The organism is Pseudomonas sp. TUM25319 (assembly GCF_056388475.1).
In genome coordinates, this window is record NZ_CM150751.1 from 4,325,988 (window position 1) to 4,352,743 (window position 26,756).

Genomic DNA, 26,756 nt, shown 5'->3' on the forward strand with positions numbered 1-26,756 from the left:
CCAGCCGGTAACCATTAATCTACTCCCATCGAATCGACGGTTGCCCGGCAACCTTCACCTCACAAGGAGAACCACCATGCTTACCCTGCGCAAAGCTTCCGATCGTGGCCTGGCCAACCATGGCTGGCTGAAATCGTTCCACACCTTCTCGTTCGCCCACTACCGCAACCCGGCAGAACAAGGCTTCTCCGACCTGCTGGTGATCAACGACGACCGCGTCAGCGCCGGCAAGGGCTTCGGCCAGCACCCGCACCGCGACATGGAGATCTTCTCCTACGTGCTCGAAGGGGCACTGGAGCACAAGGACAGCATGGGTACCGGCTCGGTGATCCGCCCGGGCGACGTGCAACTGATGAGCGCCGGCAGTGGCGTGACCCACAGCGAGTTCAACCACTCCCACGACGAGCCGGTGCACTTCCTGCAGATCTGGATAGTGCCGGCAGTCAGCGGTGCCGAACCGCGTTACCAGCAGGCCAACTTCACGGCCGAGGACAAGCGCGGCCGGCTGAAACTGATCATCTCGCCGGATGGCAAGGACGGCTCGCTGCACATCCGCCAGGACGCCCGGGTCTATGCCGGCCTGTTCGACGGTAATGAAAGCGCCACGCTGAAGCTGCCGGCCAACCGCAACGCCTACGTCCACGTAGCCCGCGGCAGCGTCGAACTCAACGGTCTGCAACTGCAGGAAGGCGACGGCGTGCGCTTGCGCCAGGAACAGCTCATCGAGCTGAGCAAGGGCAGCGACGCCGAAGTGCTGATCTTCGACCTGCGCCCTCACGAACTGCCAGGCATGGCCTGAAGGAGCAGCTGCAAGCTTCAAGCTTCAAGCGGCAAGAAAAAGCAGATAGCGCCGATACCACACCTGCTTGTAGCTTGTAGCTTGCAGCTTGTAGCTTGCAGCTCACCCCTCGTACCCCTCCACGATGATCACCTCGGCTTTCGCCACACCCTGGCGATAGCCGCAGGCTTCCTGATACTGCGCCGAGCGATAGCACGCCACCGCCTGATCGTAGGATTCGAATTCGATCACCACGCTGCGCTGCGGCGTGGCCCTGCCTTCCATCGCCTCGCTTCGCCCGCCACGGGCCAGCAACTTGCCGCCGAACGCGGCGAAGGCTGCCGGCGCACGCTTTGTATATTCCTGATACTGCTGCGGATCGGTCACATCGACATGGGCAATCCAGTAGGCCTTCATCGGTTCATGCTCCTCAATCGGGAAAATTCGTATTATGGTATACCATAATTTCTACCGAACCACAGTGAGCGCGCAGCATGGCTTTCAACCGCATCGAAGACATCCTCGAAGACTATCGCCAGGGCAAGATGGTCTTGCTGGTGGACGACGAGGACCGTGAAAACGAAGGCGACCTGCTGATCGCCGCCGAGCGTTGCGACGCCGCCGCCATCAGCTTCATGGCCCGCGAAGCCCGTGGCCTGATCTGCCTGACCCTGACCGACGAGCACTGCCAGCGCCTGGGCCTGGAGCAGATGGTGCCGGCCAACGGCAGTGCGTTCAGCACCGCGTTCACCGTGTCGATCGAAGCGGCGCGCGGGGTCACCACCGGCATTTCCGCCGCCGACCGCGCCTGCACCGTGGCGGCTGCGGTCGCCGCGAACGCGACGGCGGACGATCTGGTCCAGCCCGGCCACATCTTCCCCCTGCGCGCTCGCGAAGGCGGCGTGCTGACCCGCGCCGGCCATACCGAAGCCGGCTGCGACCTGGCGCGTCTGGCGGGCTTCTCCCCCGCTTCGGTGATCGTCGAAGTGCTCAACGACGACGGCACCATGGCCCGCCGCCCCGACCTGGAAATCTTCGCCGCCCGCCACGGCATCAAGATCGGCACCATCGCCGACCTGATCCACTACCGCCTGAGCACCGAACAGACCATCAAGCGCATCGGCGAGCGGGAACTGCCGACGGTGCACGGCACCTTCCGCCTGGTCACCTACGAGGACCGCATCGAGGGTGGCGTGCACATGGCCATGGTCATGGGCGATATCCGTCGCCAAGAGCCGACGCTGGTGCGGGTGCATGTGATCGATCCGTTGCGCGACCTGGTCGGTGCCGAATACGCCGGGCCGGCCAACTGGACGCTGTGGGCAGCGCTGCAGAAAGTCGCCGCCGAAGGTGCCGGCGTGGTGGTCATCCTGGCCAACCATGAATCGTCCCAGGCGCTGCTGGAGCGGGTGCCGCAGTTGACCCAGCCGCCACGGCCGTACCAGCGCGGGCAGACGAAAATCTATTCGGAAGTCGGCACCGGGGCCCAGATCCTGCAGGACCTGGGCGTCGGCAAGCTGCGCCACCTGGGCCCGCCGCTCAAGTATGCAGGCCTGACCGGGTATGACCTGGAAGTGGTGCAGAGCATTCCGTTCGAGCCCCAGCCGTAGAAGCAACGCGCTGAAAAATACGGGCACAAGTGATGGCCGGTCGCCCCGGCCCTCTTGCCAAAAGTTTGGAATACCATAATATGATATCCCGTAGACCTTAAAAACTGCAGGCCGGCACCTACAATCACAAACGGCCAACCACACTTTGCAAAAGCTGCTCCCCGAACTGATTGGCGGGCGACAGAAAAGCCCGCCTCGAATAACAAAAGCAACGAGGGCGTAACCATGCTGTTGAACAAACGTGTAACCGCAGTGCTGTCCGCCAGCCTGCTGACCCTGGCATGTCAGGTCTCCCAGGCCGCCGACAGCCTCAATTTCGTCAGTTGGGGTGGTACCACCCAGGACGCGCAGAAAGCCGCCTGGGCCGAGCCCTTCACCAAGAGCAGCAACATCAAGGTCGTGCAGGACGGCCCTACCGACTACGGCAAGCTCAAGGCCATGGTCGAGAGCGGCAACGTGCAGTGGGACGTGGTCGACGTCGAAGCCGACTTCGCCTTGCGCGCCGCCAGCGAAGGCCTGCTCGAACCGCTGGACTTCAACACCATCAAGCGCGACCGCATCGACCCGCGTTTCGTCTCCGACCACGGCGTCGGCTCCTTCTTCTTCTCCTTCGTCCTCGGCTACAACGAGGGCAAGCTGGGCGGCAACAAGCCGGTAGACTGGAGCGCGCTGTTCGACACCAAGACCTACCCCGGCAAACGCGCCCTGTACAAATGGCCGAGCCCCGGCGTGCTGGAACTGGCCCTGCTGGCCGACGGCGTTCCCGCCGACAAGCTCTACCCGCTGGACCTGGACCGCGCCTTCAAGAAACTCGACACCATCAAGAAAGACATCGTCTGGTGGGGCGGTGGCGCCCAGTCGCAGCAACTGCTGGCTTCCGGCGAGGCGACCCTCGGCCAGTTCTGGAACGGTCGCGTCTACGCCCTGCAACAGGACGGCGCGCCGGTGGGCGTGAGCTGGAAGCAGAACCTGGTCATGGCCGACTTCCTCGTCGTGCCCAAAGGGGCCAAGAACAAGGACGCGGCCATGAAGTTCCTGGCCAACGCCGCCAGCGCCCAGGGCCAGGCCGAGTTTGCCAACCAGACCGCCTACGCGCCGGTGAACCTCGACTCCGTCGGCCTGCTCAAGCCTGAGCTCGCACCGAACCTGCCAACGGCCTACGCTCAAGATCAGGTCACCCTGGACTTCGCCTACTGGGCGAAGAACGGTCCGGCCATCGCCACCCGCTGGAATGAGTGGCTGGTCAAATGAAAGTCGCCATCAACGCCTTGCAATCGGCCACCGGTGCCCCTGGCACCGGTGGCAAGGGAGCGGCCATGAATGCCACGCCGTCGCTGCGCCAACGCTGGCGCGGCAGCCGCAACCTGCTGCCGGCCCTGCTGTTTCTCGGGTTGTTTTTCTTCGCGCCACTGATCGGTCTGCTGCTGCGCGGCGTGCTGGAACCGGTGCCGGGGCTAGGCAACTACGAGCAACTGTTCGCCAACTCGGCCTACGCCCGGGTGCTCTTCAACACCTTCTCGGTGGCGGGCCTCGTCACTCTGATCAGCGTGTTGCTGGGCTTCCCGCTGGCCTGGGCGATCACCCTGGTGCCGCGCGGCTGGGGCCGCTGGCTTCTGAACATCGTGCTGCTGTCGATGTGGACCAGCCTGCTCGCCCGTACCTACTCCTGGCTGGTGCTGCTGCAGGCCTCGGGGGTGATCAACAAGGCGTTGATGGCCATGGGCATCATCGATGCTCCGCTGGAGATGGTGCATAACCTCACCGGCGTGGTGATCGGCATGAGCTACATCATGATCCCGTTCATCGTGCTGCCGCTGCAGGCGACCATGCAGGCCATCGACCCGATGGTCCTGCAGGCCGGTTCCATCTGCGGTGCCAGCCCCTGGACCAACTTCTTCAAGGTGTTCCTGCCACTGTGCCGCTCAGGCCTGTTCTCCGGTGCGCTGATGGTGTTCGTGATGTCCCTCGGTTACTACGTGACCCCGGCCCTGCTGGGTGGCGCGCAGAACATGATGCTGCCCGAGTTCATCGTCCAGCAGGTGCAGTCGTTCCTCAACTGGGGCCTGGCCAGCGCCGCCGCGGCGTTGCTGATCGTCATCACCCTGGTGCTGTTCTATTTCTACCTGAAGCTGCAACCGGAATCCCCGGTCGGCAACAGCAACGCGAGGTAAGCGACCATGCTCCTGACCCCCAATGCCATGAGCCGGCGCATGCGCGTCGGACTCTACGCCACCACCGGGCTGATCGCGCTGTTCCTGCTGCTGCCGATCGTGTTCATCGTGCTGCTGTCGTTCGGCTCCTCCCAGTGGCTGGTGTTCCCGCCACCGGGCTGGACGCTGAAGTGGTACAGCCAGTTCTTTTCCAACGCCGAATGGATGGACGCCGCCTTCGCCAGCCTCAAGGTGGCGCTGCTGACCACGGTCGTCGCCGTCGCCCTGGGCCTGCCCACGGCCTTTGCCCTGGTACGCGGACGCTTCCCCGGCCGCGAGATGCTCTATGGCCTGTTCACCCTGCCGATGATCGTGCCGCTGGTGATCATCGCCGTGGCGGTGTACGCGCTGTTTCTCAAGCTGGGCTGGACCGGCACGCTGTTTTCCTTCGTGGTCAGCCACGTGATCGTCGCCCTGCCCTTCACCATCATCTCGATCATCAACTCGCTGAAACTGTTCGACCAGTCCATCGAGGACGCCGCGGTGATCTGCGGCGCCTCTCGACTGCAGGCGGTGTTCAAGGTGACCTTCCCGGCGATCCGCCCGGGGATGATTGCCGGCGCCCTGTTCGCCTTCCTGGTGTCGTGGGACGAAGTGGTGCTGAGCGTGATGATGGCCAGCCCCAACCTGCAGACCCTGCCCGTGAAAATGTGGACCACCCTGCGCCAGGACCTGACGCCCGTGATCGTCGTCGCCTCGACGCTGCTGATCGGTCTGTCGGTCCTGGTCATGGTGATCGCCGCCGCCCTGCGCCGGCGCAACGAAGTCAGCGCCTGAGCGCCCGGAGAGAACAACAATGAGTGCAGTCATCAAAGATGCAGCCCAGGCCAAGACCCTCGTCAGCCTGCGCAACCTGAACAAGCACTACGGCGACTTCGCCGCGGTGGACAACATCAACCTGGAGATCCAGGACGGCGAATTCCTCACCTTCCTCGGCTCCAGCGGCTCGGGCAAGAGCACCACGCTGTCGATGCTGGCCGGCTTCGAGACGCCCAGCAGCGGCGAGATCCTGGTCAACGGCCAGTCGCTGGTCAACGTACCGCCGCACAAGCGCGACATCGGCATGGTGTTCCAGCGCTACTCGCTGTTCCCGCACCTGTCGGTGCGCGACAACATCGCCTTCCCCCTCGCGATCCGCAAGCGCAGCGCCGCCGAACGCGACAAGCAAGTGGACGCCATGCTCAAGCTGGTGCAACTGGACAAGTTCGCCCATCGCCGTCCGGCGCAACTGTCCGGCGGTCAGCAGCAGCGCGTGGCCATTGCCCGGGCGCTGGTGTACGAGCCACGCATCCTGCTGATGGACGAACCCCTCGGCGCGCTGGACAAGAAACTGCGTGAAGACCTACAGGACGAACTGCGCCAGTTGCACCGCCGGCTGGGCATCACCATCGTCTACGTAACCCACGACCAGGAAGAAGCCATGCGCCTGTCCCAGCGCATCGCCATCTTCAGCCACGGCAAGATCGTCGGCCTGGGCACCGGCTACGACCTGTACCAGAACCCGCCGAATGCCTTCGTCGCCTCGTTCCTCGGCAACTCCAACTTCCTGCGGGTCAAGGCCCAGGGCAGCGGCGCGGCCAGCTTCGAAGGCCAGCCGGTGGCGATGCGCCTGACGGCGGGCCTGGCCCAGGGCCAGGATGTGCTGCTGATGGTCCGTCCGGAAAAAGCCCTGGCCCTGAGCCGCGAGCAGGCCGCGGCCGAACCGCTGCCGGCGGGCTGGAACGAAGTCACGGCCAAGGTTGGCGAAGTGTTGTTCCTGGGTGAAAGCCAGACCTGCAGCGTGGTCACGGCCGGCGGTACTGCCATGACCGTGAAAGCCCTGTCGGCAGCGGGCATGTCGATGAAGCCCGGGGATGAAGTGAAGGTGCGCTGGGCGGTGGCGGATGCCTGTGTGTATACCGAGTGGCAGGAGAGTGATCTGAACAAGGCGGCGGGGGCTCACTGAGTCCTTGTTGCAAAAAAATCCCGGTCATTGGCCGGGATTTTTTGTTGCCTTGTCGGATGCCATCGCCGGCAATGCCGGCTCCCACACGGTTCGCGGTGCATGTGATCCCTGTGGAAGCTGGCCGGGCGGCGATCCGATTGCCAGCGATGAGGCCGGTCAGGCCGGCGCCGAGGTACGGATCAGGTGATCGAAGGCCGCCAGCGACGCCTTGGCCCCCTCGCCCACCGCAATCACGATCTGCTTGTACGGCACGGTGGTCACGTCACCCGCCGCGAACACGCCCGGCAGGTTGGTCTGGCCCTTGGCATCGACGATAATCTCGCCACGCGGGGTCAGCTCGACGGTGCCCTTGAGCCAGTCGGTATTCGGCAGCAGGCCGATCTGCACGAAGATCCCTTCCAGCGCCAGTTCATGCTCGGCATCGCTGGTGCGGTCCTTGTAGCGCAGGCCGTTGACCTTCTGGCCGTCGCCCAGCACTTCGGTGGTCAGCGCGCTGGTGATGACCTTGACGTTCGGCAGGCTGTGCAGCTTGCGTTGCAACACGGCGTCGGCACGCAACTGGCTGTCGAACTCGATCAGCGTCACCTGGGCGACGATACCCGCCAGGTCGATGGCCGCCTCCACGCCGGAGTTGCCGCCGCCGATCACCGCCACGCGCTTGCCCTTGAACAGCGGGCCGTCGCAGTGCGGGCAGTAGGCCACGCCACGGCTGCGGTATTCCTTCTCGCCCGGCACGTTCATTTCGCGCCAGCGGGCACCGGTGGCGAGGATCACGGTCTTGGCCTTCAAGCTCGCGCCACTGGCCATCCGCACTTCATGCAGGCCGCCATCGGTAGCCGGCACCAGGGCATCGGCCCGTTGCAGGTTCATGATGTCGACGTCGTACTGCTTGACGTGTTCTTCCAGCGCCGTGGCCAGTTTCGGCCCTTCGGTTTCCTGCACCGAGATGAAGTTCTCGATGGCCATGGTGTCCAGCACCTGGCCGCCGAAACGCTCGGCCGCGACACCGGTACGGATGCCTTTGCGGGCGGCGTAGATCGCCGCCGCTGCACCGGCCGGGCCGCCACCGATCACCAGCACGTCGAAGGCGTCCTTGGCATTGAGTTTCTCGGCCTGACGGGCGTCGCTGCCGGTATCCAGCTTGGCGACGATCTCTTCAAGGCCCATGCGGCCCTGGCCGAACACTTCGCCATTGAGGTACACGCTCGGCACTGCCATCACCTGGCGCGACTCGACTTCGGCCTGGAACAGCGCACCGTCGATGGCCACATGGCGCACGTTAGGGTTGAGCACTGCCATCAGGTTCAGCGCCTGGACCACGTCCGGGCAGTTCTGGCAGGACAGCGAGAAGTAGGTTTCGAAGTTGAATTCACCTTCCAGCCCGGCGATCTGTTCGATCAGCTCGGCACTGGCCTTGGACGGGTGGCCGCCGACTTGCAGCAGCGCCAGCACCAGCGAGGTGAATTCGTGGCCCATGGGGATGCCGGCGAAACGCAGGCTGATCTGGCCATTGGGGCGATTGAGCGAGAACGACGGGACGCGAGCGTCGGTGCCGTCCTCGCGCAGGGTAATGAGGCTCGACAGGCTGGCGATCTCGCGCAGCAGGTCGTGGAGTTCGCGGGACTTCGCGCCGTCATCGAGGGAAGCAACGATCTCGATCGGCTGAGTGACCCGCTCCAGGTAGGCTTTCAACTGAGTTTTAAGCGTGGCGTCCAACATACGGGCGATTCCTTTTTCGGTTCTTCAGAAATAAAAACGCCCGGGCGAAAGCGCCCGGGCGTTTTGCGGGGCGGTTGCAGCAGTCAGGTGCGGAAGACCGCCACCGGCTTCTTCATTGCTTAGATCTTGCCGACCAGGTCCAGCGATGGCGCCAGAGTGGCTTCGCCTTCTTTCCACTTGGCCGGGCAGACTTCACCCGGGTGGGCGGCAACGTACTGGGCCGCCTTGACCTTGCGCAGCAGCTCGCTGGCGTCACGGCCGACACCGCCGTCGTTCAGCTCGACGATCTTGATCTGGCCTTCAGGGTTGATCACGAAGGTGCCACGATCGGCCAGGCCGGCTTCTTCGATCAGCACGTCGAAGTTGCGCGAGATGACGTGGGTCGGGTCGCCGATCAGCGGGTACTGGATCTTGCCGATGGTTTCCGAGGTGTCGTGCCAGGCTTTGTGGGTGAAGTGGGTGTCGGTGGACACGCCGTAGATCTCGACGCCCAGTTTCTGAAACTCGGCGTAGTTGTCGGCCAGGTCACCCAGCTCGGTCGGGCAGACGAAGGTGAAGTCGGCTGGGTAGAAGAACACTACGGACCACTTGCCTTTCAGGTCCGCTTCGGAGACCTGAACGAAGTTGCCGTTGTGGTAAGCAGTTGCGTTGAACGGTTTGACCTGGCTGTTGATGATAGGCATCGGGTGTTTCTCCTTCAGGGTTTGTAAAAACTTGATGGAGAGATCCTAGCCAATAGACCCGCTCAATGCTCATTGGCAAAAATGATGCTGCCAATTGGTTTTGGCTATAACCGCGCAGTATTAATAGAAGCAATTGTGTGCCGGGTCAGAACAGGCCCATCTGCTTGTCGATCAGCGAATTGAAGTCATCCCCCACGAACGGCAGGATCGCGTCCGCCACCGGCTGCAGTTGCCGGCTCAGGTAATGGTCGTAGTCGATCGGGCTGCGCAGGTTTTCCAGCGGCTCAGGCCCGCTGGTGGTGATCAGGTAGCTGATCCAGCCGCCGCTGTGGTACTGGCGCGGCCGGCCGAGGCTGTCGTTAAAGGCGTCGGCCAGGCGCGCGGCGCGCACATGGGGCGGCACGTTGCGCTGGTAGTCGTCCAGCGGCCGGCGCAGGCGCTTGCGGTAGACCAGCAGCTCGTCCAGTTCGCCGGCCAGGGTGCGCCGCACGTAGTCGCGAACGAACTCCCGGTACGGTTCGCGGCGGAAGATCCGCTGGTACAGCGCCTGCTGGAACTGCTGGGCCAGCGGCGACCAGTCGGTACGAACCGTCTCCAGGCCCTTGTAGATCACCTCTTCGCTACCGTCGGCGCGCACCACCACGCCGGCGTAGCGCTTCTTGCTGCCCTCCTCGGCGCCGCGAATGGTCGGCATCAGAAAACGCGTGTAATGGGTCTCGTACTGCAGTTCCAGGGCGCTTTCCAGGCCGTACGCCTGCTGCAGGTGCTCGCGCCACCACTGGTTGACCTCGCTCACCAGCGTGCGGCCGATCCGGTCGGCGTCCTCGGCGCTGTGCTCGCCCTTGAGCCAGACGAAGGTGGAGTCGGTGTCGCCGTAGATCACCTGGTAGCCACGGGCCTCGATCAACTGGCGGGTGCGCTGCATGATCTCGTGACCACGCATCGTGATGGACGAGGCCAGGCGCGGGTCGAAGAAGCGGCAACCGCTGGAGCCGAGCACGCCGTAGAAGGCGTTCATGATGATCTTCAGGGCTTGGGACAACGGCGCGTTGCCCTCGCGCTTGGCCGCCTCGCGGCCCTGCCAGACCCGCTCGACGATGGCCGGCAGGCAATGGCGGGTGCGCGAGAAACGCGCCTGGCGAAAGCCCGGGACCGAGTGCTGGTCATCCGGCTCGCGCAGGCCTTCCACCAGCCCCACCGGGTCGATCAGGAACGAGCGGATGATCGACGGGTACAGGCTCTTGTAGTCCAGCACCAGTACCGACTCATAGAGCCCTGGCCGCGAGTCCATCACGAAACCGCCCGGACTCGCCTCGCCTTCGCGGCTGCCAAGGTTCGGCGCAACGAAGCCGATGCGGTGCATCAGCGGCATGTACAGGTGACAGAACGCCGCCACCGAACCGCCACTGCGGTCCGCCGGCAGCCCGGTGACCGTGGCCCGTTCCAGCAGGAAGTCCATCAAGCGGGTCTTGGCGAAGATCCGCGTCACCAGCTCGCAGTCCTTGAGGTTGTAGCGGGCCAGCGCCGGGCGGTCCTCGGCGAACATGCGATTGATCTCGTCCATGCGCTGGTACGGCGTGTCGATGGCCTTGCCTTCGCCCAGCAGGGTCTGGGCGACGTTCTCCAGGCTGAACGAAGGAAAGCTCCAGGTGGCCGAGCGCAGCGCCTCGATGCCATCGATGATCAGGCGCCCGGCTGCCGAGGCGAAGAAGTGGGTGCGGCTGCCGTGCTCGCGCCACTCCATGGGCTGGCCGTCGCGCCCGAGCAGCAGCGGCACGTTCAGGCGCTTGCTGTGTTCGTGCAGCACCCGCAGGTCGAACTGCACCAGGTTCCAGCCGATGATGGCGTCCGGATCGTGCTCGGCCAGCCACTGGTTCAGGCGCTGCAGCAAGGCGGCGCGGCTGTCGCACCACTCGAGCTGGAAATCCACCGCACTGGCATCGCCATTGGCCGGGCCGAGCATGTACACCTGGCGCTGGCCGCAGCCTTCCAGGGCGATGGAATAGAGCTCGCCGCGTTCGCTGGTCTCGATGTCCAGCGACACCAGTTTCAGCCGCGGCCGGTAGGCGTTGTCGGGCTTGAGCTGGGCGTCGAGCCAGACGCCGTCGGCGTCGGGCTGGCCGCTGAACGACACCGGGGCAGTGATGAAACGCTCCATCAGGTAGCGCTCCGGCGGGCGGATATCGGCTTCCAGCAGGTCGATGCCGACGCCGCGCAGGCGCTTGTCCAGTTGCATCAGTTGCCGGTGCTGGTTGCAGTACAGGCCGAGGACCGGCCGGTGGTCGAAGTCGGTCAGCGCCAGTGGCCGCAGTTGCACATCCTTCTCGCCGAGCAACAATTCGCGCAGGCGCTTTTCGAACTGCGCCGGCACGAAAGCCACCGACGCCTGCGCCGTCAGGCGCACACGACGAGGCCCGCCATCGGTGGCCAGCCAGAATTCCACCAGGGTGCCTTGCGGCGTATCCCGCCAGTGGCGGGTCAGGACAAAGCCCTGCTGTTGCTGCACCACCGTTTCCTCGACCACTGCGCAAAGGGTGCGGATTCTACCCGAGCGGCGCGCCGGGAGCGCACCTTATCGGCGCAATGCCGCGACGGGTTTCGGCGCGCCGCCGCTGCCGCTAGAATGCCCGACCATGGAAATCTTTCATTCACTATGGACAGTGGGCCACACCATGAATTGCGCTCCAGCCCTTTCCCGCCCGCAACAGACCGGGCACAAGGATCCATCACGTGCGTTCTGATCGTTACCTCCCTTGCCTGTTGGCGCTGCTGCCGATGATGGCCGCCGCTGTCGAGCCCGTCATCGATCCCCACGCCGACCTGCTCTATCGTCAGGCCCTGCCGCTGCTGGAACAGGCCGATGCCCAGGGCAACGCCCTGCCGCTGGATGCCGCCCCCAACGACCAGGAACTGATCCGCAAGGTGCAGTCCCTCGACCAGGCCCTTCAACCGGCGGTGGCCCTGTTGCAGCGCGCCGCCCTGCTGCGCCACCCGGTGGCCGAATACCGCCTGGCCCTGCACTACATCACTTACCTGCCGGCCGACCAGATTTCCGCCGAGGCCTGCCCGCTGCTGCGCTCCAGCCTGGCCCAGGGGTTCGCCCCGGCGGCGCTGGAAGTGGCCAACTGGTGCCCCGACCTGAACAGCAGCGCCGAGTACCGCCAGGCCATGGAACAGGTGCCCTCGCGCAACTCGCTGTACGCCGGCTACTACCCGCAACCGGCGGTGCGCCTGCAATGCCTGCGCGAGCGCCCCCAGGGCCTGTCGCTGCAATGGGGCAGCCAGCGTGACTTCCAGGCCGAGGTCTACCGCCTGCTGGCCGGGCTCGACCCGACCCAGCGCACCAGCTACCAGCAGAAGGCGACCGAGATCAACGGCTGCCGCGGCAGCGCCGCGCAGGTCGTCACCCGCCGCCCCTGAGCTGAGCAAGATTGTTCAAGGCAGGGGCCAGACGCTCTGGCATCCTGTCTTGCCATTCCTCACGTCGCTGTCTGCCATGCCCGCATCCCGCCTCGCCCGCACCGCCTACCTGCAAGGCGCCATCGCCTGCCTGCCCCTGTCCCTGGCCGTCGCGCCCTGGGGGCTGCTTGCCGGCTCCATGGCGATCGAAGCCAACCTGACACCGCTGGAGGGCCAGGGCCTGTCCGCCATCGTCTTCGCCGGTGCCGCCCAACTGGTGGCCATCGGCATGCTCAAGGGCGGCGCCAACCTGGTGTCGATCCTGCTCACCACCCTGCTGCTGACTTCCCAGCACCTGCTCTACGGGCTGTCGATGCGCCCGGTGATCGCCGACCTGCCGGGACGCTGGCGCGCCGGCCTGGGCTTTCTGCTGACCGACGAATTCTTCGCCCTGGTCAGTCAATACGACCGCGAACAGTTCAACCGCTGGTACGCGCTGGGCGTCGGCCTGACCTTCTACCTGGCCTGGAACCTGTTCACCCTGGCCGGGATCATCCTCGGTCAGAACATCCCGCATCTGGACACGCTGGGGCTGGACTTCTCCATTGCCGCCACCTTCGTCGCCCTGATCGCACCGTGCGTGCGCAACGTGCCGACGCTGGTATGCGTGGCCGTCTCGCTGTTCTGCTCGGTGCTGTTCAGCTACTGGCACTGGGAAACCGCGCTGGTGGCCGCCGGCCTGCTGGGCATGGCCGCCGGCTTCATCTGTCAGAAATTCCAGGGAGCACGCTGATGATTTTCCTGTTGATCGTCGCCATGGGCCTGATCGTGTTTCTCAACCGCTATGCCTTTCTCGAACCGCGCCTGCCGCTGCGCCTGAGTTCCAACGCCCGGCAATTCCTGGGCTTTGCCGTGCCGGGCATGCTCACCGCGATTTGCGGGCCGATCGTGTTCCTGCCCAACCACCAGCTCAACCTCGACCCGCTCAACCCCTACCTGCTGGGTTCGCTGCTGGCCATCGGGCTGGTACTCTGGACCCGCAACACCCTGGTCAGCATGCTGCTGAGCATGGGTTTCTTCTTCACTTATCGGTGGTGGCTCGGCTTGCCATGACACAGGCTCCTCGGGAACAGACCCACTTCTGGCAGGCGCCGGCGCTTGGCAACCTGGAGCTGCTGCAGGCCCGCTACTACCAGCAGCGCTTCGCCCCGCATGTGCACGAAGGCTATTCGATCATTGCCATCGAAGCCGGCGCCCAGGTGTTCTGGCACCGCGGCGCCGACCACCTGGCGCCGGTGGGCAGCGTGGTGCTGATCAACCCCGACGAACTGCACACCGGCTCCCGCGCCCACGAGGCGGGCTGGAGCTACCGCGGCTGCTACCCGGACATCGCCCACATGACCGGCGTACTCGACGAACTGGACGTTCGCCACGCGGGCACGCCGGTCTTTTCCAGCAGCGTGCTGCAAGACCCGTTGGTCTACCGCGCGCTGCTCGGCCTGAACCACACGGCGCAGCAAGGCGCCGGCGCGCTGGAGCAGCAATCGGCCTGGCGCGAGGTCGCCTTGCTGTTGATGCAGCGTCACGCCCGGGTCGGCGAGGCGCGCGCACCGGGCAGCGAGCCGCTGGCGGTGGCCCGTGCCCGCGAACTGCTCGACGCCCGCCTCGACTGCCCGCCGTCGCTGGAAGAACTGGCGGCGGCGGTGAACCTGTCGCCCTTCCACTTCGCCCGGGTGTTCCGCCAGGCCACCGGCCTGCCACCTCACGCCTGGCTCAAGCAGCGCCGCCTGGCCCGCGCCCGGACGATGCTGCGCCAGGGCGGCGCGCCGCTCAACGTCGCCTTCGACCTGGGGTTCGCCGACCAGAGTCACCTCAGCCGCCAGTTCAAGCAGGCCTATGGCGTCACCCCCGGCGAGTACCGCCGCGCCTGCGCCGACAGTGCGATTTCACTATCGGTTCGGTAATCGAACACAACCCGGCCATCGCCCCTCAAGTCGTCACCTTGTCGCTCCGATAGCAGAACGAACCGCCCGGTACAAAAAGTGGCGGACCTCGACCTACAGGAGCCCTGCCCGCATGTTCGCCGACCTCAAGATCCGCACCGGAATGTTCTGGGTGCTGACGCTGTTCAGCCTCACCCTGCTGTTTTCCACCGTCAGCGCCTGGCGCGGCGCGGTGGGCAGTGACGCGCAGATCAACGAACTGGACGACACCGCGCACCAGTCCGACCGCCTGAACAACGCCCTGCTGATGGCGATCCGTTCCAGCGCCAACGTGTCCTCGGGCTTCATCGAGCAGCAAGGCGGCCATGCCGAAAGCGCCAGGGGCCGGCTGGTGCGTTCAGAGGAACTGATCGGAGAAAGCCTGAAACTGGCCGACGCCTTCGTCGCCAATGCCCGTGGAACGCCGCTGGAACCGGTCGCCGACGACCTGCAACGCACCTTCGCCGTCTACGCCAAGGCCATCGCCGGCCAGCGCGAGGCCACGCTCGCCAACTCCCTGGACCACTATTTCGCCGTCAACGTCGATGCCGGCAACGCCATGGGCAAGCTGCAGAGCCTGCGCCAGGAACTGGTCAAGGCCCTGAACGAGCGTGGCCAGCAGATCATGGACGCGTCGGAGCGACGCCTGCGCAACGCGCAGATCCTGAGCCTGGCCCTGCTGCTCGCTACATTGCTGCTGGCTGGCCTGTGCTGGGGCTTCATCCAGCGCCGCGTGCTGCATCCGCTGCGCGATGCCAGCCGGCATTTCCAGCGTATCGCCGGTGGCGACCTCAGCGAGCCCGTGGCCGTGCCCGGCAACAACGAAATCGGCCAGTTGTTCGCCGAACTGCAGCGCATGCAGCACAGCCAGCGCGACACCCTGGGCAGCATCAGCGCCTGCGCCGGACAGCTGGCAGGCGCCGCCCAGGCCCTCAATGCAGTGACGGAACAGAGCGCCGAAAGCCTGCGCCGCCAGGACGAAGAACTGGAACAGGCGGCCACCGCCGTCACCGAAATGACCACCGCCGTGGAAGAAGTGGCGCGCAACGCCGTTTCCACCTCCCAGGCCGCCAGCGACTCCAACCGCCTGGCCGAGCAAAGCCGTCGCCAGGTCAGCGAAACCCTCGACGGCACCCAGGCCATGGCCGGTGAAGTCCAGGCCGGCAGCGAACGCCTGCAACACCTGGCTGGCGAAATCCGCGACATCGGCAAGGTGCTGGAGGTGATCCGCGCGGTCTCCGAACAGACCAACCTGCTGGCCCTGAACGCCGCCATCGAAGCGGCCCGGGCCGGAGAAGCCGGGCGAGGTTTCGCGGTGGTGGCCGACGAAGTCCGCACCCTGGCCTACCGCACCCAGCAGTCGACCCAGGAAATCGAACAGATGATCGGCAGCGTGCAGAGCGGCACCGAGGTGGCGGTCAGTTCCATGCACACCAGCGCCGAACGCGCCCGTGCCGCGCTGGACACCACCCAGGCGTCGGAACAGGTGCTCGAAGGCATCTACGCCGCCATCGGCCAGATCAACGAGCGCAACCTGGTGATCGCCAGCGCCGCCGAAGAGCAGGCCCAGGTCGCCCGCGAAGTCGACCGCAACCTGCTCAACATCCGCGAACTCTCGGCCCGCTCGGCCGAGGGCGCACAGCAGACCAGCGTGGCGAGCCAGACGTTGTCGGGGCTGGCCCAGGAACTGACGGCGCTGGTGGGGCGCTTTCGGGTCTGATGCCTAAAGCGTCGTAAGCCATTGGCCCATGGCGCATTAGCCGATCGCCGACAGTCGGCAAGGATGTGTTCTGAAACAACGGCTTGCACCGGCGCTGTCAGATTCCCGCCGTATAGTGGCATTTGGACACATCCGCGGTCCTGTACTAGGTTCTGTTCGCCCGCCACCGCGGGCGCACACCTGGAACCGGCGATTCGTTCGCCGCTCACACTTTGAAGGATCAAGACCATGCAAGTGCTCAACAACTTTTCGCAGACCATCAGCGTCGCCATCAACCACTGGGGTTCGGATGGCGATACCTCCTTTTTCGTCATCACGCCCGGCAAGGCCGAAAGCTGGGATCGCAGTGACGACCGCGGTTTCGTCATGAGCGTCAAGGTCAATGGCTCGCAATTGCCGTACTTCGTACAGGCCAACGACAAGATCGTTGTCGAGGAAGGTGGCAGCCAGATTCCACCTTACCGGGTTCTGGCCAATGGTCGCGTTCTCACCCCGCTGAGCTGATTTCCCGCGCCCCAGACCACAACGGTGCAGGCTGGAAGCGCGTGCTGCGGTAGACTGGCGGCCTGGCCTTTGCCTGGCCGCCCTTCCAAGCCCGGAGCCCCCCTGTCGATGCCCGTTGTCACCCTGCTGCACACCCCGCCCGATGAACCGCTGAAAAGCCAGCTTCTGCAGATGGTCGTGGATGCCTTCACCGACCTCAGCAGCACCGCCCTGCCGCCGAGCAACGCGCTGTACAACCTGTACCAGTACGGCCTGGGTTTCGAAGTGCACCTGTACCTTCAGGCGCTGGGCAGCTCGCGTTTGCCGGCGGAACTGGTGCTGGCCTGTGCCGACGACGATCCCCAGCAACTGCTCGGCTTTGCCTTGTGCCTGCCGATCGACGGCGAGCCCGGCGCCTGCGCCGTGGCGTGGATGGCGGTGCGTCAGGAGCAGCGTCGGCGCGGACTAGGCCGGGCCCTGCTGGAGGCGGTACGCCAGCGCTACACCCGGGTCGAACTGGCCTGTGCCCAGGGCAAGGTGCCCTGCTTCGAGGCCCTCGGGCTCGCCGTGGAAGGTGTGCGCGACACCCAGGTACTGATGGCCAGCGGCGCGGCGGCGGGCGACGGCGTGCTGGTGATGCTCGACGTGGCGCCGGTGTGGCGCACGCTGGAAGTGCAGCAGATCCACAGCTACCTGCTCAAGCAGCACGGGCGCAAGTCGATGGTCGAGGCCGAAAAGAAGCGCGACCGGCACCTTGATGAACTGGCGCGACATGCGCGGGCCTTTGTGCAGGAGCGGGTCGGGCAGATGCAAGAGCGGGAAATCCGGCTGGTCTAGTGTTGTCTGCAATGACGCCATCGTCGGCAAGGCCGACTCCCACAGGTATCGAGCCCAGCTTGCCAGTGCGCCTGGCGCGGACCTTGTGGGAGCTGGCCTTGCCAGCGATGAGGCCGGCACAGGCAATGAGGGTGCCTGCAATGACGCCATCGTCGGCAACGCCGACTCCCACAGGTATCGAGCCCTGCCGTGGATAGCGCGGCTGGCCGAAATTCTGTGGGAGCTGGCAACCAAGCAACTGTAGCGGCGGCAGCAACTCATCGCCCCTGCGCAAAACAAGCGAAACGCTACCGTCCGGCGGCAACCCCGGAATGATTGAACTTCCCCGCAGGTCTACCGAACCAGGTAGCTCCTGTCACGGGAAGGGTCCGATCATGCGCCTCATGCTGAATGCCGTCTGCCTGCTCACCGCTGTACTGTTCACCGCCACCGCGCTCGCCGCCGATCCGGCGATCGCCGTCAAGGCCGAGAAAAAGGCCGCCGCGCTGGAGCACGACGTCGCCACCCAGGCGGCCGATACCAGCCCCGCCCGCAACGAAACCATCACCGCCACCGAGGCCAAGGCCGTCGACCCGCAAGGCGCCGCGCCCCTGGACGACACCCTCACCTGCCTGGCCCGCACCATCTACTGGGAATCCAAGGGCGCCACCGATGCCGACATGCAGGCCGTGGCCAATGTGGTGATGAACCGGGTCGGCCACGACGGGTTTCCGGATACCGTGTGCGCCGTGGTCAAGGACGGTTCGCAGCGCCACGCCTGCCAGTTCTCCTGGTGGTGCGACGGGCGCGCCGACCAGATCAAGGAAGACGACGAATACCTCCAGGCCAAGGAAATCGCCCGCAAGGTGCTCAACCGGCAACTGCCGGACAACAGCCGCGGCGCGCTGTATTTCCATGACCGCAAGGTGTCTCCGGACTGGTCGAAAACCTTTCTGCGCACCGCCCAGACCGGCAAGTTCCTCTTCTACAAGCCGCGCAACGGCGATGCCCGTTGAGCCGCGACAGGGAACCCTTGCGCGTTGCACCAGACAAAGACGACACGCGCACGCCATATCTGGCTACCATGCAACCTTTTCCCCAAGTGACCGGGGACGACCGGCAGGCCCCGAGCGCGACCTGCCGGATTCACCGCAAGACCAGCCACGCCGGCCATTCAGCAGCCGCGTGGTGCCAGATCAAGGGAGATTCAAATGCGCGTCAGCTCTACCGTCCTGCGTATCGCCATGTTCTGCCTGGCACCGGTGTTCGCCGGCCAGGCCCTGGCCACCGAGGAGACGCAACTGATCGACTCGATCAACAGTTACCGCAACCAGTCCCAGGGCTGCGCCGGCCAGGCCTCGCTGGAACTGCCACCGCTGAGCAGCGACCCACGCCTGGTGCTGTCGATCACCGACATGGGCAACCTGCAGCAGCAGTTGTCCCGTACCGCCTACCCGATGGTCAATGTCCAGGCCATCAGCCTGTCCGGCCCGCGCGATGCGGCAGCGGCCATGCAGGCAATCCGCGAGAGTTTCTGCCAGGTGGTGCTCGACCCGCAGTTCGTCGATATCGGCGTCAGCCGTGTCGATCGCGAATGGCGCATCGTCGTCGCCCGCCCCCTGCTCAGCGCCCGCCTCGGCGACTGGAACAGCGAAGGCCGGAAACTGCTCGACGCCATCAACGCCGCCCGCGCCAAACCGCAGCAGTGCGGCACCCAGGCCATGGCCGCGACCACGCCGCTGGTGTGGAACGAAACGCTCGCGCAAACCGCACAGGGCCACAGCCGGGCCATGGCCAACCAGAACTTCTTCGACCACATCGACCGCGAGGGCCGTACCCCTGGTGATCGCGCCGACCTGGCCGGCTACAGCGGCCAGGGCATCGCCGAAAACATCGCCGCCGGCCTCGACAGTCCGCGCAAGGTGCTCGACGGCTGGCTGTCCAGCCCCGGCCATTGCACCAACCTGATGAACCCGCAGTTGCGCGAGCTGGGCGCCGCCTACGCCACCGACCCGAAAAGCGATGCCGGGATCTACTGGACCGCCCTGTTCGGCACCCCGTGACCGGTCGGTGACGCCCCCACCGACCTGATATTTTTGTCAGTTACCGAAAATTTCAGGACGGTGCACTCTTGCTCCATGCCTCATCATGGAGAAAGGACATGCAGGACCAGACGCCCGCCATTACCCCACCCTCGCTGCCCAAGGGCGGCGGTGCGATCCAGAGCGCCGGCAGCGGCCTGGGTGGCGTCGGCACCTGCGGTGCCGCTTCCTTCGACATCGCCGTGCCACTTTCCGCCGGCCGCGGCTATGCACCGCAGCTGTCGCTGCACTATCAGAGCTCCATCAGCAATGGCCCCTTCGGTTTCGGCTGGCGCCTGAGTCCGGGCTGCGTCGCCCGGCGTACCAGCCGCGGAGTCCCGCACTATGACGATGACGACGTGATCCTCGGCCCGGACGGCGGCGTCTGGCTGGCCGAACGCGGCGCCGACGGCCAGCCATCGTTCAGCGAAGTGGACACTTACCGGGAGCTGGAACTGGAGCATCCCTGGCAGGTGATCCGGCATTTTCCCCGGGTCGAAGGCGACTTCTCACGCCTCGAACACTGGCGCGCCAACCCGGCCGACCCCGGTTTCTGGCTGATCCATGGCCGTGACGGCAGCCTGCATCTGTATGGCCGTACCGCCTCGGCCCGTCACGCCGATCCCCTCGACCCGCAGCGCGTCGCCGAATGGCTGCTGGAAGAAAGCATGAACGCCCACGGCGAGCACATTCTGTACGAGTACAAAGCCGAGGACCTGGCCGGCCTGGCCCAGGCAGAACCCCGCGACTTCCGCGCCCGACGCTACCTGGCGCGGGTGTGCTACGGCAATGTCGAGGCCTGGCCCTGGCTGATGCTCTGGCAGCCGGACGACATCGGCCGCCATGCCTGGCACTTCGAACTGCTGCTGGACTATGGCGAGCGCCCGAGCGGCGTGGACGACACGCCCGGCTACCCCGAACAGATGCCCTGGCCAGTGCGCGAAGACCGCCACAGCGCCTACGCCTACGGCTTCGAGCTGGGCTGCCTGCGCCTGTGCCGGCAACTGCTGATGTTCCACCGTTTTCCCGAACTCGGTGAAGAACCGGTTCTGGTGCAACGTCTGCTGCTGGAGTACCACACCGAAGCGCTGTCCTATCAGCTCCTGGCAGCCGCCCATCACCAGGCCTGGGATGCCGACGGCAACCGCAGTACGCTGCCGCCGGTGGAATTCGACTATTCCACCTTCGCCGGCGAGCCCGGGCAGTTCGTCGCCTTCCCCGAGTTGCCCGGCCTCAATGACGGCCAGCGCTACCAGTTGGTAGACCTGTACGGCGAAGGCACTGCCGGCGTGCTGTACCGCAGCGACCAGGGTTGGATGTACCGCGAGCCCCGCCGTGCGACGGACAGCGATGACCCCGACGCCATCGTCTATGACGACTGGCGCCTGTTGCCCCGCGTACCGGCGGCCGACAGCAGCAAGTCACCGCAGCAGAGCCTCGGCGACCTCACCGGCGACGCCTGCCTGGACTGGTGTGTCAACGCCCCCGGCTTCAGTGGCTGCTTCACCCTCGACCAGAACCGCGACTGGTCCGCCTTCGTGCCGTTCAGCGCCATGCCGAGCGAGAGCCTGCACCCGCTGGCGCAACTGGCCGATCTCAGCGGCGCCGGCTTGCTCGACCTGGCCCTGATCGGCCCGCGCAGTGTGCGGGTGTACGCCAACCGCCGCGACCATGGTTTTGCCCCCGCCCGCGAAGTGCCCCATGACGAAGACAGCCTGCCGATTCCCGGTAACCACCGCAGTGAACTGGTGGCCTTGACCGACCTGCTGGGCAGCGGCCAGCAGCATCTGGTGCGCATTCGTCACAACGAGGTCCGGCTCTGGCCCAACCTCGGCCACGGGCGCTTCGGACGGGGCATGCACCTGGCCAGCCTGCCCTTCACCTACGAAGAGTTCGACGCCAGCCGCGTGCTGCTGGCCGACCTCGATGGCTCCGGGGCCGTCGACCTGATCTACCTGTGCAGCGAGCATGCGCTGGTGTTCATGAACCGCTCGGGCGTGGGCTTCGAGCCGCCGTTCGAGCAGCCCTGGCCAGCGGGGGTGCGCTACGACGCCTTGTGCCAGGTCAGCGCCGCCGACTTGCTCGGGCTCGGCTGCGCCAGCCTGGTCCTGACGGTGCCCCACATGGCGCCCCGCCACTGGCGCCTGGACTTCGTCAGCGACAAGCCGTACCTGATGACCCTCAGCCGCAACAACATGGGCGCCCAGAGCAACCTTCGGTACCGCAGCTCGGCGCAGGAATGGCTGGATGAAAAAAACGAGCTGCAACGCAACGGCACCCAGCCGGTCTGCCAGATGCCACTGGCCCTGCACCTGGTGAACCGGCAGCAGCAACGGGATGAAATCACCGGCAATCAACTGACCCAGCTCTTTAGCTACCGCCAGGGCCACTACGACCGCCATGAACGCGAGCTGCGCGGCTACGGCCTGGTGCTGCAGACCGACAGCGAAAGCGCAAGCAACGACGACGACGAGCTGTTCACTGCGCCGATGCTGACCAAGACCTGGTACCACGCCGGCCAGTTCCCGCCGCCACCACTGCGCGGCGCTTTCCAGGATCGCGAAGCGGCGACACTCGGCGACGACCTGCTGAGCCGGCACGACCCGCAGGACGACAGCGACGAGGTGATCGACGCTCCCGACCCGGCCCGCCAGCACGCCATGGCCCATGCCCTCAGCGGCAGCCTGCGCCGCGTCGAACAGTACGGTCTGGACGACGATGTGCACCGGGACGTGCCGTTCTCGGTGCAGGAGTATCGCTACCGGGTTCGCGAACTGGCCGCCGCCGACCCGCACCAGCCTTACCCGCGCATGCTGCCGATGCCCCTGGAAAGCGTCGAGCACCAGTACGAGCGCCAGGCCGACGACCCGCGCAGCCAGCACAGCATCACCCTGCGTGCCGACGCCTTTGGTGAGGTCACCCATGCGGTGGTCATCCACTGCGCCCGCCGTCGCCGCGCCGGTGACCCGCCGCCGTTCGAAGACGAACACGAACAGCGCTGGTGGCGCGACGCCCACGACGACGCGCAATACCAGCACTATCTCAACGAGAGCCGGGCGCGCCCGATCCACCTCGACGATCCCCAGGGCTGGCGCCTCGGCCTGCCCTGGCAGGCCCGCGGCAATGCCCTGGTGCTGCCGGCAGCACAACTGCCGGTGCGGCAGATCAGCTACGAACACTTCAGCGGCCCGGAAAGCCCGCTGGGCGACGACGCCGAGCGCCACCTCACCGGACAGAGCGTCCAGCGCTACCAGGCAGCCGACACCCGCGTGCGCCAGGACCTGCCCGACGGGCAGGCCAGCTTCGAGGCCCTGCCCGGCCCGCTGGAAAGCGCCGAACTGGATGAAACGGCGCTGCAGGCCTATGACCGGGTCATGAGCCGCGACGAGCTCCATGAGCAACTGCTGGCGCTGGGGTACCGGCGCATGCCAGCGTTGCTGCCGGAACAGCCGGAACTGGAACTCTGGTCGGTGCAACAGGGCTTCACCCACTTCGCCCCCGCCACCGGCTTCCACCGCACCGTGTCCTTCCGCCAGACCAACAGCCACGGCCTGACCCAGGTCGGCCACGACCCTTACTGGTGCCAGATCAGCGACGTGGCCCTGCCCGACGGCTGCCTCACCCACGCCGAGTTCGACTACCACAGCTTGCAACCGGTGCGGATCGTCGATCCCAACCGCAATACCCAGGAAGCGCGCTACGACGGCTTTGGCCGCCTGCTGGCGAGCAGCTTCCATGGCACCGAAGCGGGCCAGCCGGCCGGCTTCGCCCCGCTGTCGGACTACCAGCGCGAGAGCGACGACCTGGAACAGGCGCTGGCCGATCCCGCTGCCGCACTGCAGAACGCGGCCAGCGTCTGCTTCTATGACCCCTTCAACTGGATGCACAACGGCCAGCCCGTGCAGAGCGCCGTGCTGCTGGCTGACCGCTACCCCGGCGATCCGCAACTGCAGATCCGCATCAGCCTGACCAGCGCCGATGGTTTCGGACGTTCGCTGCAGAGCAAGCAGAAAGTCGATCCGGGCGAGGCCTGGGAGGTGGATGAAGACGGCCGGCTGGTGCTGGAGAACGGCGTGCCCAAGGTGATCGACAGCGAAGAGCGCTGGCGCGTCAGCGAGCGGGTGGAATACAACAACAAGGGCTTGCCGGTGCGGGTCTACCGGCCCTATTTCGCCAATCGCTGGCGCTACATCGACGACAGCTCGCTGCGGGAGGCCGGCTACCACGACCAGCAGTTCTACGACCCCCTGGGCCGCCAGGTACGTTGCCTCACCGCCAAGGGCTACCTGCGCCGCGAGCGCTACCTGCCGTGGTACGGCATCAGCGAGGACGAGAACGATACCTGGCAGGAGGTCATCGATTCGAAGGAGCGAGCCTCATGAGCGCCGAACTGCACTATCGCAGCCCCGATCTCGGGGTGGTCGACCCGCGTGGACTGGGCGTGCGCCAGATCGCCTACCACCGTGCGCAACTCGATGACAGCGCCGCTGCACGCCTCACCCTCAGTCGCCACGACGCCAGTGGCCGGCGGTCACGGCACTGGGACCCGCGGCTGTCCGCCCGGCTCGCCACGAACCAGACGGTCAGCCCCAACCAGAGCACCTTGTGCAGCCTGTCCGGCCAGATGCTGATCGAGGAAAACGCCGATGCCGGCTGGCAACTGCTGTTGCCGGGGGTGGCGGGCGAGCCGAGGCAGCGCTGGGATGCCCGTGCCAGCCACTGGGCCTACGACTACGACGAACAACTGCGCCCGCTGGCGGTCCATGCACGCCTGGACGGAGAGCCACCCCGCACGGCCGAACGGCACACTTGGGGCGGGCCTTGGGATGAGGCCGCCAATCGCTGCGGGCGCCTGATCCGCCAGGACGACGACGTCGGCAGCCTTCTGCTGCAAAGCTACGCCCTCACCGGCCAGGTGATGGATGAGACCCGGCACTTCCTCGCCGACCTCGACCTGCCGGACTGGCCCGAAACGCAAGGCGACCGCGACGCCCTGCTGGAGCCCGGCGACGGCGCCCTGACCCATTACCGCCACGGCCCCCTGAACAACCTGATCGAACAGACCGATGCCCTGGGCAACCGCCACCAGCCACGGGTCTCGCAGGCCGGTGAACTGATCGGCCTCGACCTGGTACTGGCCGATGGCAGCACGCACCCGCTGCTGGTCGAAGCCCGCTACAACGCCCAGGGCCAGATCGAAACCCAGACCGCCGGCAATGGCGTGATCAGCCACGCCGAGTACGATCCGGCCAACGCCCGCCTGCTGCGCCTGAGTGCCCGTCGCGCGCAACGGGGCGCGGTTCAGGATCTGCGCTACGGCTACGATCCGGTCGGCAATCTGCTGAGCATCGAAGACCTGGCCCAACCCACCCTGCACTTCGCCAACCAGAAAACCGAGCCGGTCAGCGCCTTCGGCTACGACACGCTCTATCAACTGATCGAGGCCAGTGGCCGCGAGGTCAGCCAGGGCGCCAGCCACGGCCCTGCCCTGCCGGACCTGCAGCCACTGCCGAGCGACCCGTCGCGCATGGCCAACTACGTCCAGCACTACGACTACGATGCCGCGGGCAATCTGCTGCACCTGCGTCACGTGGGCAGCCAGTCCTTCACCCGCGACTACCAGGTTGCCGACGACAGCAACCGCTGCCTGCCGCCGGAACTGACCCGCGCAGGCTTCGACGAAGCGTTCGATGCCCATGGCAATCTGTGTCTGCTGCAGCGCGGCCAATCGCTCACCTGGAATACCGGCAACCAGTTGCACCGGGTCACGACGCTGGAGCGTGACGAACAGAGCGATGGCGAACACTACCGCTACGACAGCAGTGGCCAGCGCTGCCGCAAGACCGCGCTCGCCCAGGCGAAGGGCAGAACCCTGGTGAGTGAAGTGCGTTACCTGCCCGGCCTGGAACTGCGCCGCACGGCAACCGGCGAGGTGCTGCAGGTCATCACCTGCCAGGTGCTGACCAGTGACGTGCGGGTGCTGCATTGGCAGGACGGCAAACCCGAAGGCATCGACAACGACCAGATCCGCTACGGCCTCACCGACCACCTCGGTTCGAGCGCCCTGGAACTGGACCAGAACGGCGCCCTGATCAGCCAGGAACAGTATTACCCGTTCGGCGGCACCGCCTGGTGGGCCGGGCGCAGCGCCGTCGAGGCGGGCTACAAGACTGTGCGTTACTCCGGCAAGGAACGTGATGCCAGCGGGTTGTACGACTACGGTTTCCGCTATTACGCGCCCTGGCTGCAGCGCTGGATCAGTCCGGACCCTGCCGGGGATGTGGATGGGCTGAATCGCTATCGAATGGTGGGCAACAATCCTGTCGGCTTTGTTGATGACGATGGCTTGGTGAAAGTGCAACCTGGAATCAAGAAGGCCATCGAGAGGCTGGAACGGGCGGGCTCGGCGGGTAATGTCGAGAAACTCAGGGAGGGGCCGCGTGACATTATCATTAGAATACGAGGCGCCCAGGCCTCCCGTGATACACAGACCCTTCGTGATCAGGCAGAAGAAAACTCAAGGGACCTCGCGAAGCTGTCGGAAAGCAAAAAGGCATTCGCCCTGCGCCGAGACCCCGGGATGCTCACGAAAAAAAGACTGGAGGCCCTGACAGCACACGCTGCCGTGACGTGGAACCTGGGCGCGAGCTATCGCTCCGGCTTCTTCAATTTACCCGGCAGCCTCAGTCCGAAAAACACCTTCCCCGGTGTCGACCTGAAACTCGAGGCGCCCAAATCGTCCTCGGGGGGCTTGAAGCTTCACATCCCTCCTCCCCAGGCCGAATCTTATGCCTCGGACAGGTACTACGTGTCCGATATCAGTGCGCTGATTGGAGGGGTACAGGCTGCATACCGAAAAGCCGGTACCAGACTCCACGCCTATACCGAGCACCGAATCAGGCTTCACATCAAAGCGAACAAGTTCTGGCTACGCAATGAGGACGGGATACCCGGGCTTCATGCCGAAGTCGTCGCGATAAACAAGATCCTGCTTCTGAAGAGCGACAAAGAAAAAACAGACGCGGTACTGAAAGACGCCATCATCTTCACGGAGAGACTGGTCAAGGGCAACGGGCAACTACCGGGAGCAGCTTTCCCGGCCTGCTACAACTGCAGTGGAATCCTGTCGTCGACGCTTATCGTGCCGACCGGAGTGAGGTTCCCGCATGCCACTACGCCCGATACAAGCAAATTTGTTTCTCGGGCAGGGACCCCGCCCTTCTGAAACCTGCTTGCAAACCTCAACACCGGGCGCCAATGGCGCCCGTTTTTTTGGGCACAGCTTTCACCGCCCTGCCGTTCCTTGCGCTCTGTAGAGCATCAACACGCA

21 protein-coding genes are annotated in these 26,756 nt (G+C 65.5%); 17 read left to right on the forward strand and 4 right to left on the reverse strand.

What is annotated here, in order from left to right; genetic code table 11:
* Window positions 1–76 precede the first annotated feature (76 nt).
* Window positions 77–799: a pirin family protein gene (locus AC05QJ_RS19800; protein WP_476742982.1), complete on the forward strand. Its 723-nt coding sequence runs from the start codon at window positions 77–79 to the stop codon at window positions 797–799.
* Window positions 800–901: 102 nt separating this feature from the next.
* On the opposite strand, the gene AC05QJ_RS19805 is transcribed toward AC05QJ_RS19800, so the two are convergent.
* Window positions 902–1,195 (reverse strand): DUF1330 domain-containing protein, encoded by a 294-nt coding sequence (locus AC05QJ_RS19805; protein WP_476742983.1) that lies wholly within the window; start codon window positions 1,193–1,195, stop codon window positions 902–904.
* A 77-nt stretch (window positions 1,196–1,272) separates the two neighbouring features.
* Between AC05QJ_RS19805 and ribBA the strand changes: the two genes are divergently transcribed.
* From ribBA to AC05QJ_RS19830, 5 genes are all read left to right on the forward strand, one after another.
* The gene (gene ribBA, locus AC05QJ_RS19810; RefSeq protein ID WP_476742984.1) at window positions 1,273–2,388 is read left to right on the forward strand and encodes a bifunctional 3,4-dihydroxy-2-butanone-4-phosphate synthase/GTP cyclohydrolase II; all 1,116 of its coding nucleotides are present in this window, start codon (window positions 1,273–1,275) and stop codon (window positions 2,386–2,388) included.
* Window positions 2,389–2,613: 225 nt separating this feature from the next.
* Window positions 2,614–3,639, forward strand: a complete 1,026-nt coding sequence (locus tag AC05QJ_RS19815; RefSeq protein WP_476742985.1) for an ABC transporter substrate-binding protein — start codon at window positions 2,614–2,616, stop codon at window positions 3,637–3,639.
* Window positions 3,636–4,559, forward strand: a complete 924-nt coding sequence (locus AC05QJ_RS19820; RefSeq protein ID WP_476742986.1) for an ABC transporter permease — start codon at window positions 3,636–3,638, stop codon at window positions 4,557–4,559. The genes AC05QJ_RS19815 and AC05QJ_RS19820 overlap by 4 nt, the downstream gene beginning before the upstream one ends.
* Before the next feature lie 6 nt (window positions 4,560–4,565).
* On the forward strand, window positions 4,566–5,375 hold the full coding sequence (locus tag AC05QJ_RS19825) for an ABC transporter permease (RefSeq protein ID WP_476742987.1): 810 nt from the start codon (window positions 4,566–4,568) through the stop codon (window positions 5,373–5,375).
* 19 nt (window positions 5,376–5,394) lie between these two features.
* Complete coding sequence (locus AC05QJ_RS19830) at window positions 5,395–6,543, forward strand: ABC transporter ATP-binding protein (protein WP_476742988.1); 1,149 nt, start codon at window positions 5,395–5,397, stop codon at window positions 6,541–6,543.
* A gap of 156 nt (window positions 6,544–6,699) precedes the next feature.
* On the opposite strand, the gene ahpF is transcribed toward AC05QJ_RS19830, so the two are convergent.
* From ahpF to AC05QJ_RS19845, 3 genes are all read right to left on the reverse strand, one after another.
* Window positions 6,700–8,262: an alkyl hydroperoxide reductase subunit F gene (gene ahpF, locus AC05QJ_RS19835; RefSeq protein ID WP_476742989.1), complete on the reverse strand. Its 1,563-nt coding sequence runs from the start codon at window positions 8,260–8,262 to the stop codon at window positions 6,700–6,702.
* 119 nt (window positions 8,263–8,381) lie between these two features.
* Window positions 8,382–8,945: an alkyl hydroperoxide reductase subunit C gene (gene ahpC, locus AC05QJ_RS19840; RefSeq protein ID WP_476742990.1), complete on the reverse strand. Its 564-nt coding sequence runs from the start codon at window positions 8,943–8,945 to the stop codon at window positions 8,382–8,384.
* Between the two features lie 145 nt (window positions 8,946–9,090).
* Window positions 9,091–11,451, reverse strand: coding sequence for a DNA polymerase II (locus tag AC05QJ_RS19845; protein ID WP_476742991.1), 2,361 nt, complete (start codon window positions 11,449–11,451; stop codon window positions 9,091–9,093).
* Window positions 11,452–11,720: 269 nt separating this feature from the next.
* On the opposite strand from AC05QJ_RS19845, the gene AC05QJ_RS19850 reads away from it, so the two are divergent.
* The 11 genes from AC05QJ_RS19850 (at window position 11,721) to AC05QJ_RS19900 (ending at window position 26,651) form a co-directional block, all read left to right on the forward strand.
* On the forward strand, window positions 11,721–12,365 hold the full coding sequence (locus AC05QJ_RS19850; RefSeq protein WP_476747972.1) for a sel1 repeat family protein: 645 nt from the start codon (window positions 11,721–11,723) through the stop codon (window positions 12,363–12,365).
* A 76-nt stretch (window positions 12,366–12,441) separates the two neighbouring features.
* Window positions 12,442–13,137 (forward strand): AzlC family ABC transporter permease, encoded by a 696-nt coding sequence (locus AC05QJ_RS19855; RefSeq protein WP_476742992.1) that lies wholly within the window; start codon window positions 12,442–12,444, stop codon window positions 13,135–13,137.
* Window positions 13,137–13,457: an AzlD domain-containing protein gene (locus AC05QJ_RS19860; RefSeq protein WP_476742993.1), complete on the forward strand. Its 321-nt coding sequence runs from the start codon at window positions 13,137–13,139 to the stop codon at window positions 13,455–13,457. Before AC05QJ_RS19855 ends, AC05QJ_RS19860 begins: the two co-directional genes overlap by 1 nt.
* Window positions 13,454–14,308, forward strand: coding sequence for an AraC family transcriptional regulator (locus AC05QJ_RS19865; RefSeq protein WP_476742994.1), 855 nt, complete (start codon window positions 13,454–13,456; stop codon window positions 14,306–14,308). Before AC05QJ_RS19860 ends, AC05QJ_RS19865 begins: the two co-directional genes overlap by 4 nt.
* Window positions 14,309–14,420: 112 nt before the next feature.
* Window positions 14,421–16,046, forward strand: a complete 1,626-nt coding sequence (locus tag AC05QJ_RS19870) for a methyl-accepting chemotaxis protein (RefSeq protein WP_476742995.1) — start codon at window positions 14,421–14,423, stop codon at window positions 16,044–16,046.
* A 228-nt stretch (window positions 16,047–16,274) separates the two neighbouring features.
* Window positions 16,275–16,550, forward strand: coding sequence for a hypothetical protein (locus tag AC05QJ_RS19875; RefSeq protein WP_476742996.1), 276 nt, complete (start codon window positions 16,275–16,277; stop codon window positions 16,548–16,550).
* Window positions 16,551–16,658: 108 nt separating this feature from the next.
* Window positions 16,659–17,366: a GNAT family N-acetyltransferase gene (locus AC05QJ_RS19880; protein WP_476742997.1), complete on the forward strand. Its 708-nt coding sequence runs from the start codon at window positions 16,659–16,661 to the stop codon at window positions 17,364–17,366.
* A 374-nt stretch (window positions 17,367–17,740) separates the two neighbouring features.
* Entirely contained in the window at window positions 17,741–18,361 is a 621-nt protein-coding gene (locus AC05QJ_RS19885; protein ID WP_476742998.1) for a cell wall hydrolase, read from the forward strand.
* Window positions 18,362–18,556: 195 nt separating this feature from the next.
* On the forward strand, window positions 18,557–19,408 hold the full coding sequence (locus tag AC05QJ_RS19890; RefSeq protein ID WP_476742999.1) for a CAP domain-containing protein: 852 nt from the start codon (window positions 18,557–18,559) through the stop codon (window positions 19,406–19,408).
* Between the two features lie 98 nt (window positions 19,409–19,506).
* Window positions 19,507–23,808, forward strand: a complete 4,302-nt coding sequence (locus tag AC05QJ_RS19895) for a SpvB/TcaC N-terminal domain-containing protein (RefSeq protein ID WP_476743000.1) — start codon at window positions 19,507–19,509, stop codon at window positions 23,806–23,808.
* The gene (locus tag AC05QJ_RS19900; protein WP_476743001.1) at window positions 23,805–26,651 is read left to right on the forward strand and encodes an RHS repeat-associated core domain-containing protein; all 2,847 of its coding nucleotides are present in this window, start codon (window positions 23,805–23,807) and stop codon (window positions 26,649–26,651) included. Before AC05QJ_RS19895 ends, AC05QJ_RS19900 begins: the two co-directional genes overlap by 4 nt.
* The last annotated feature ends 105 nt before the right edge of the window (window positions 26,652–26,756 follow it).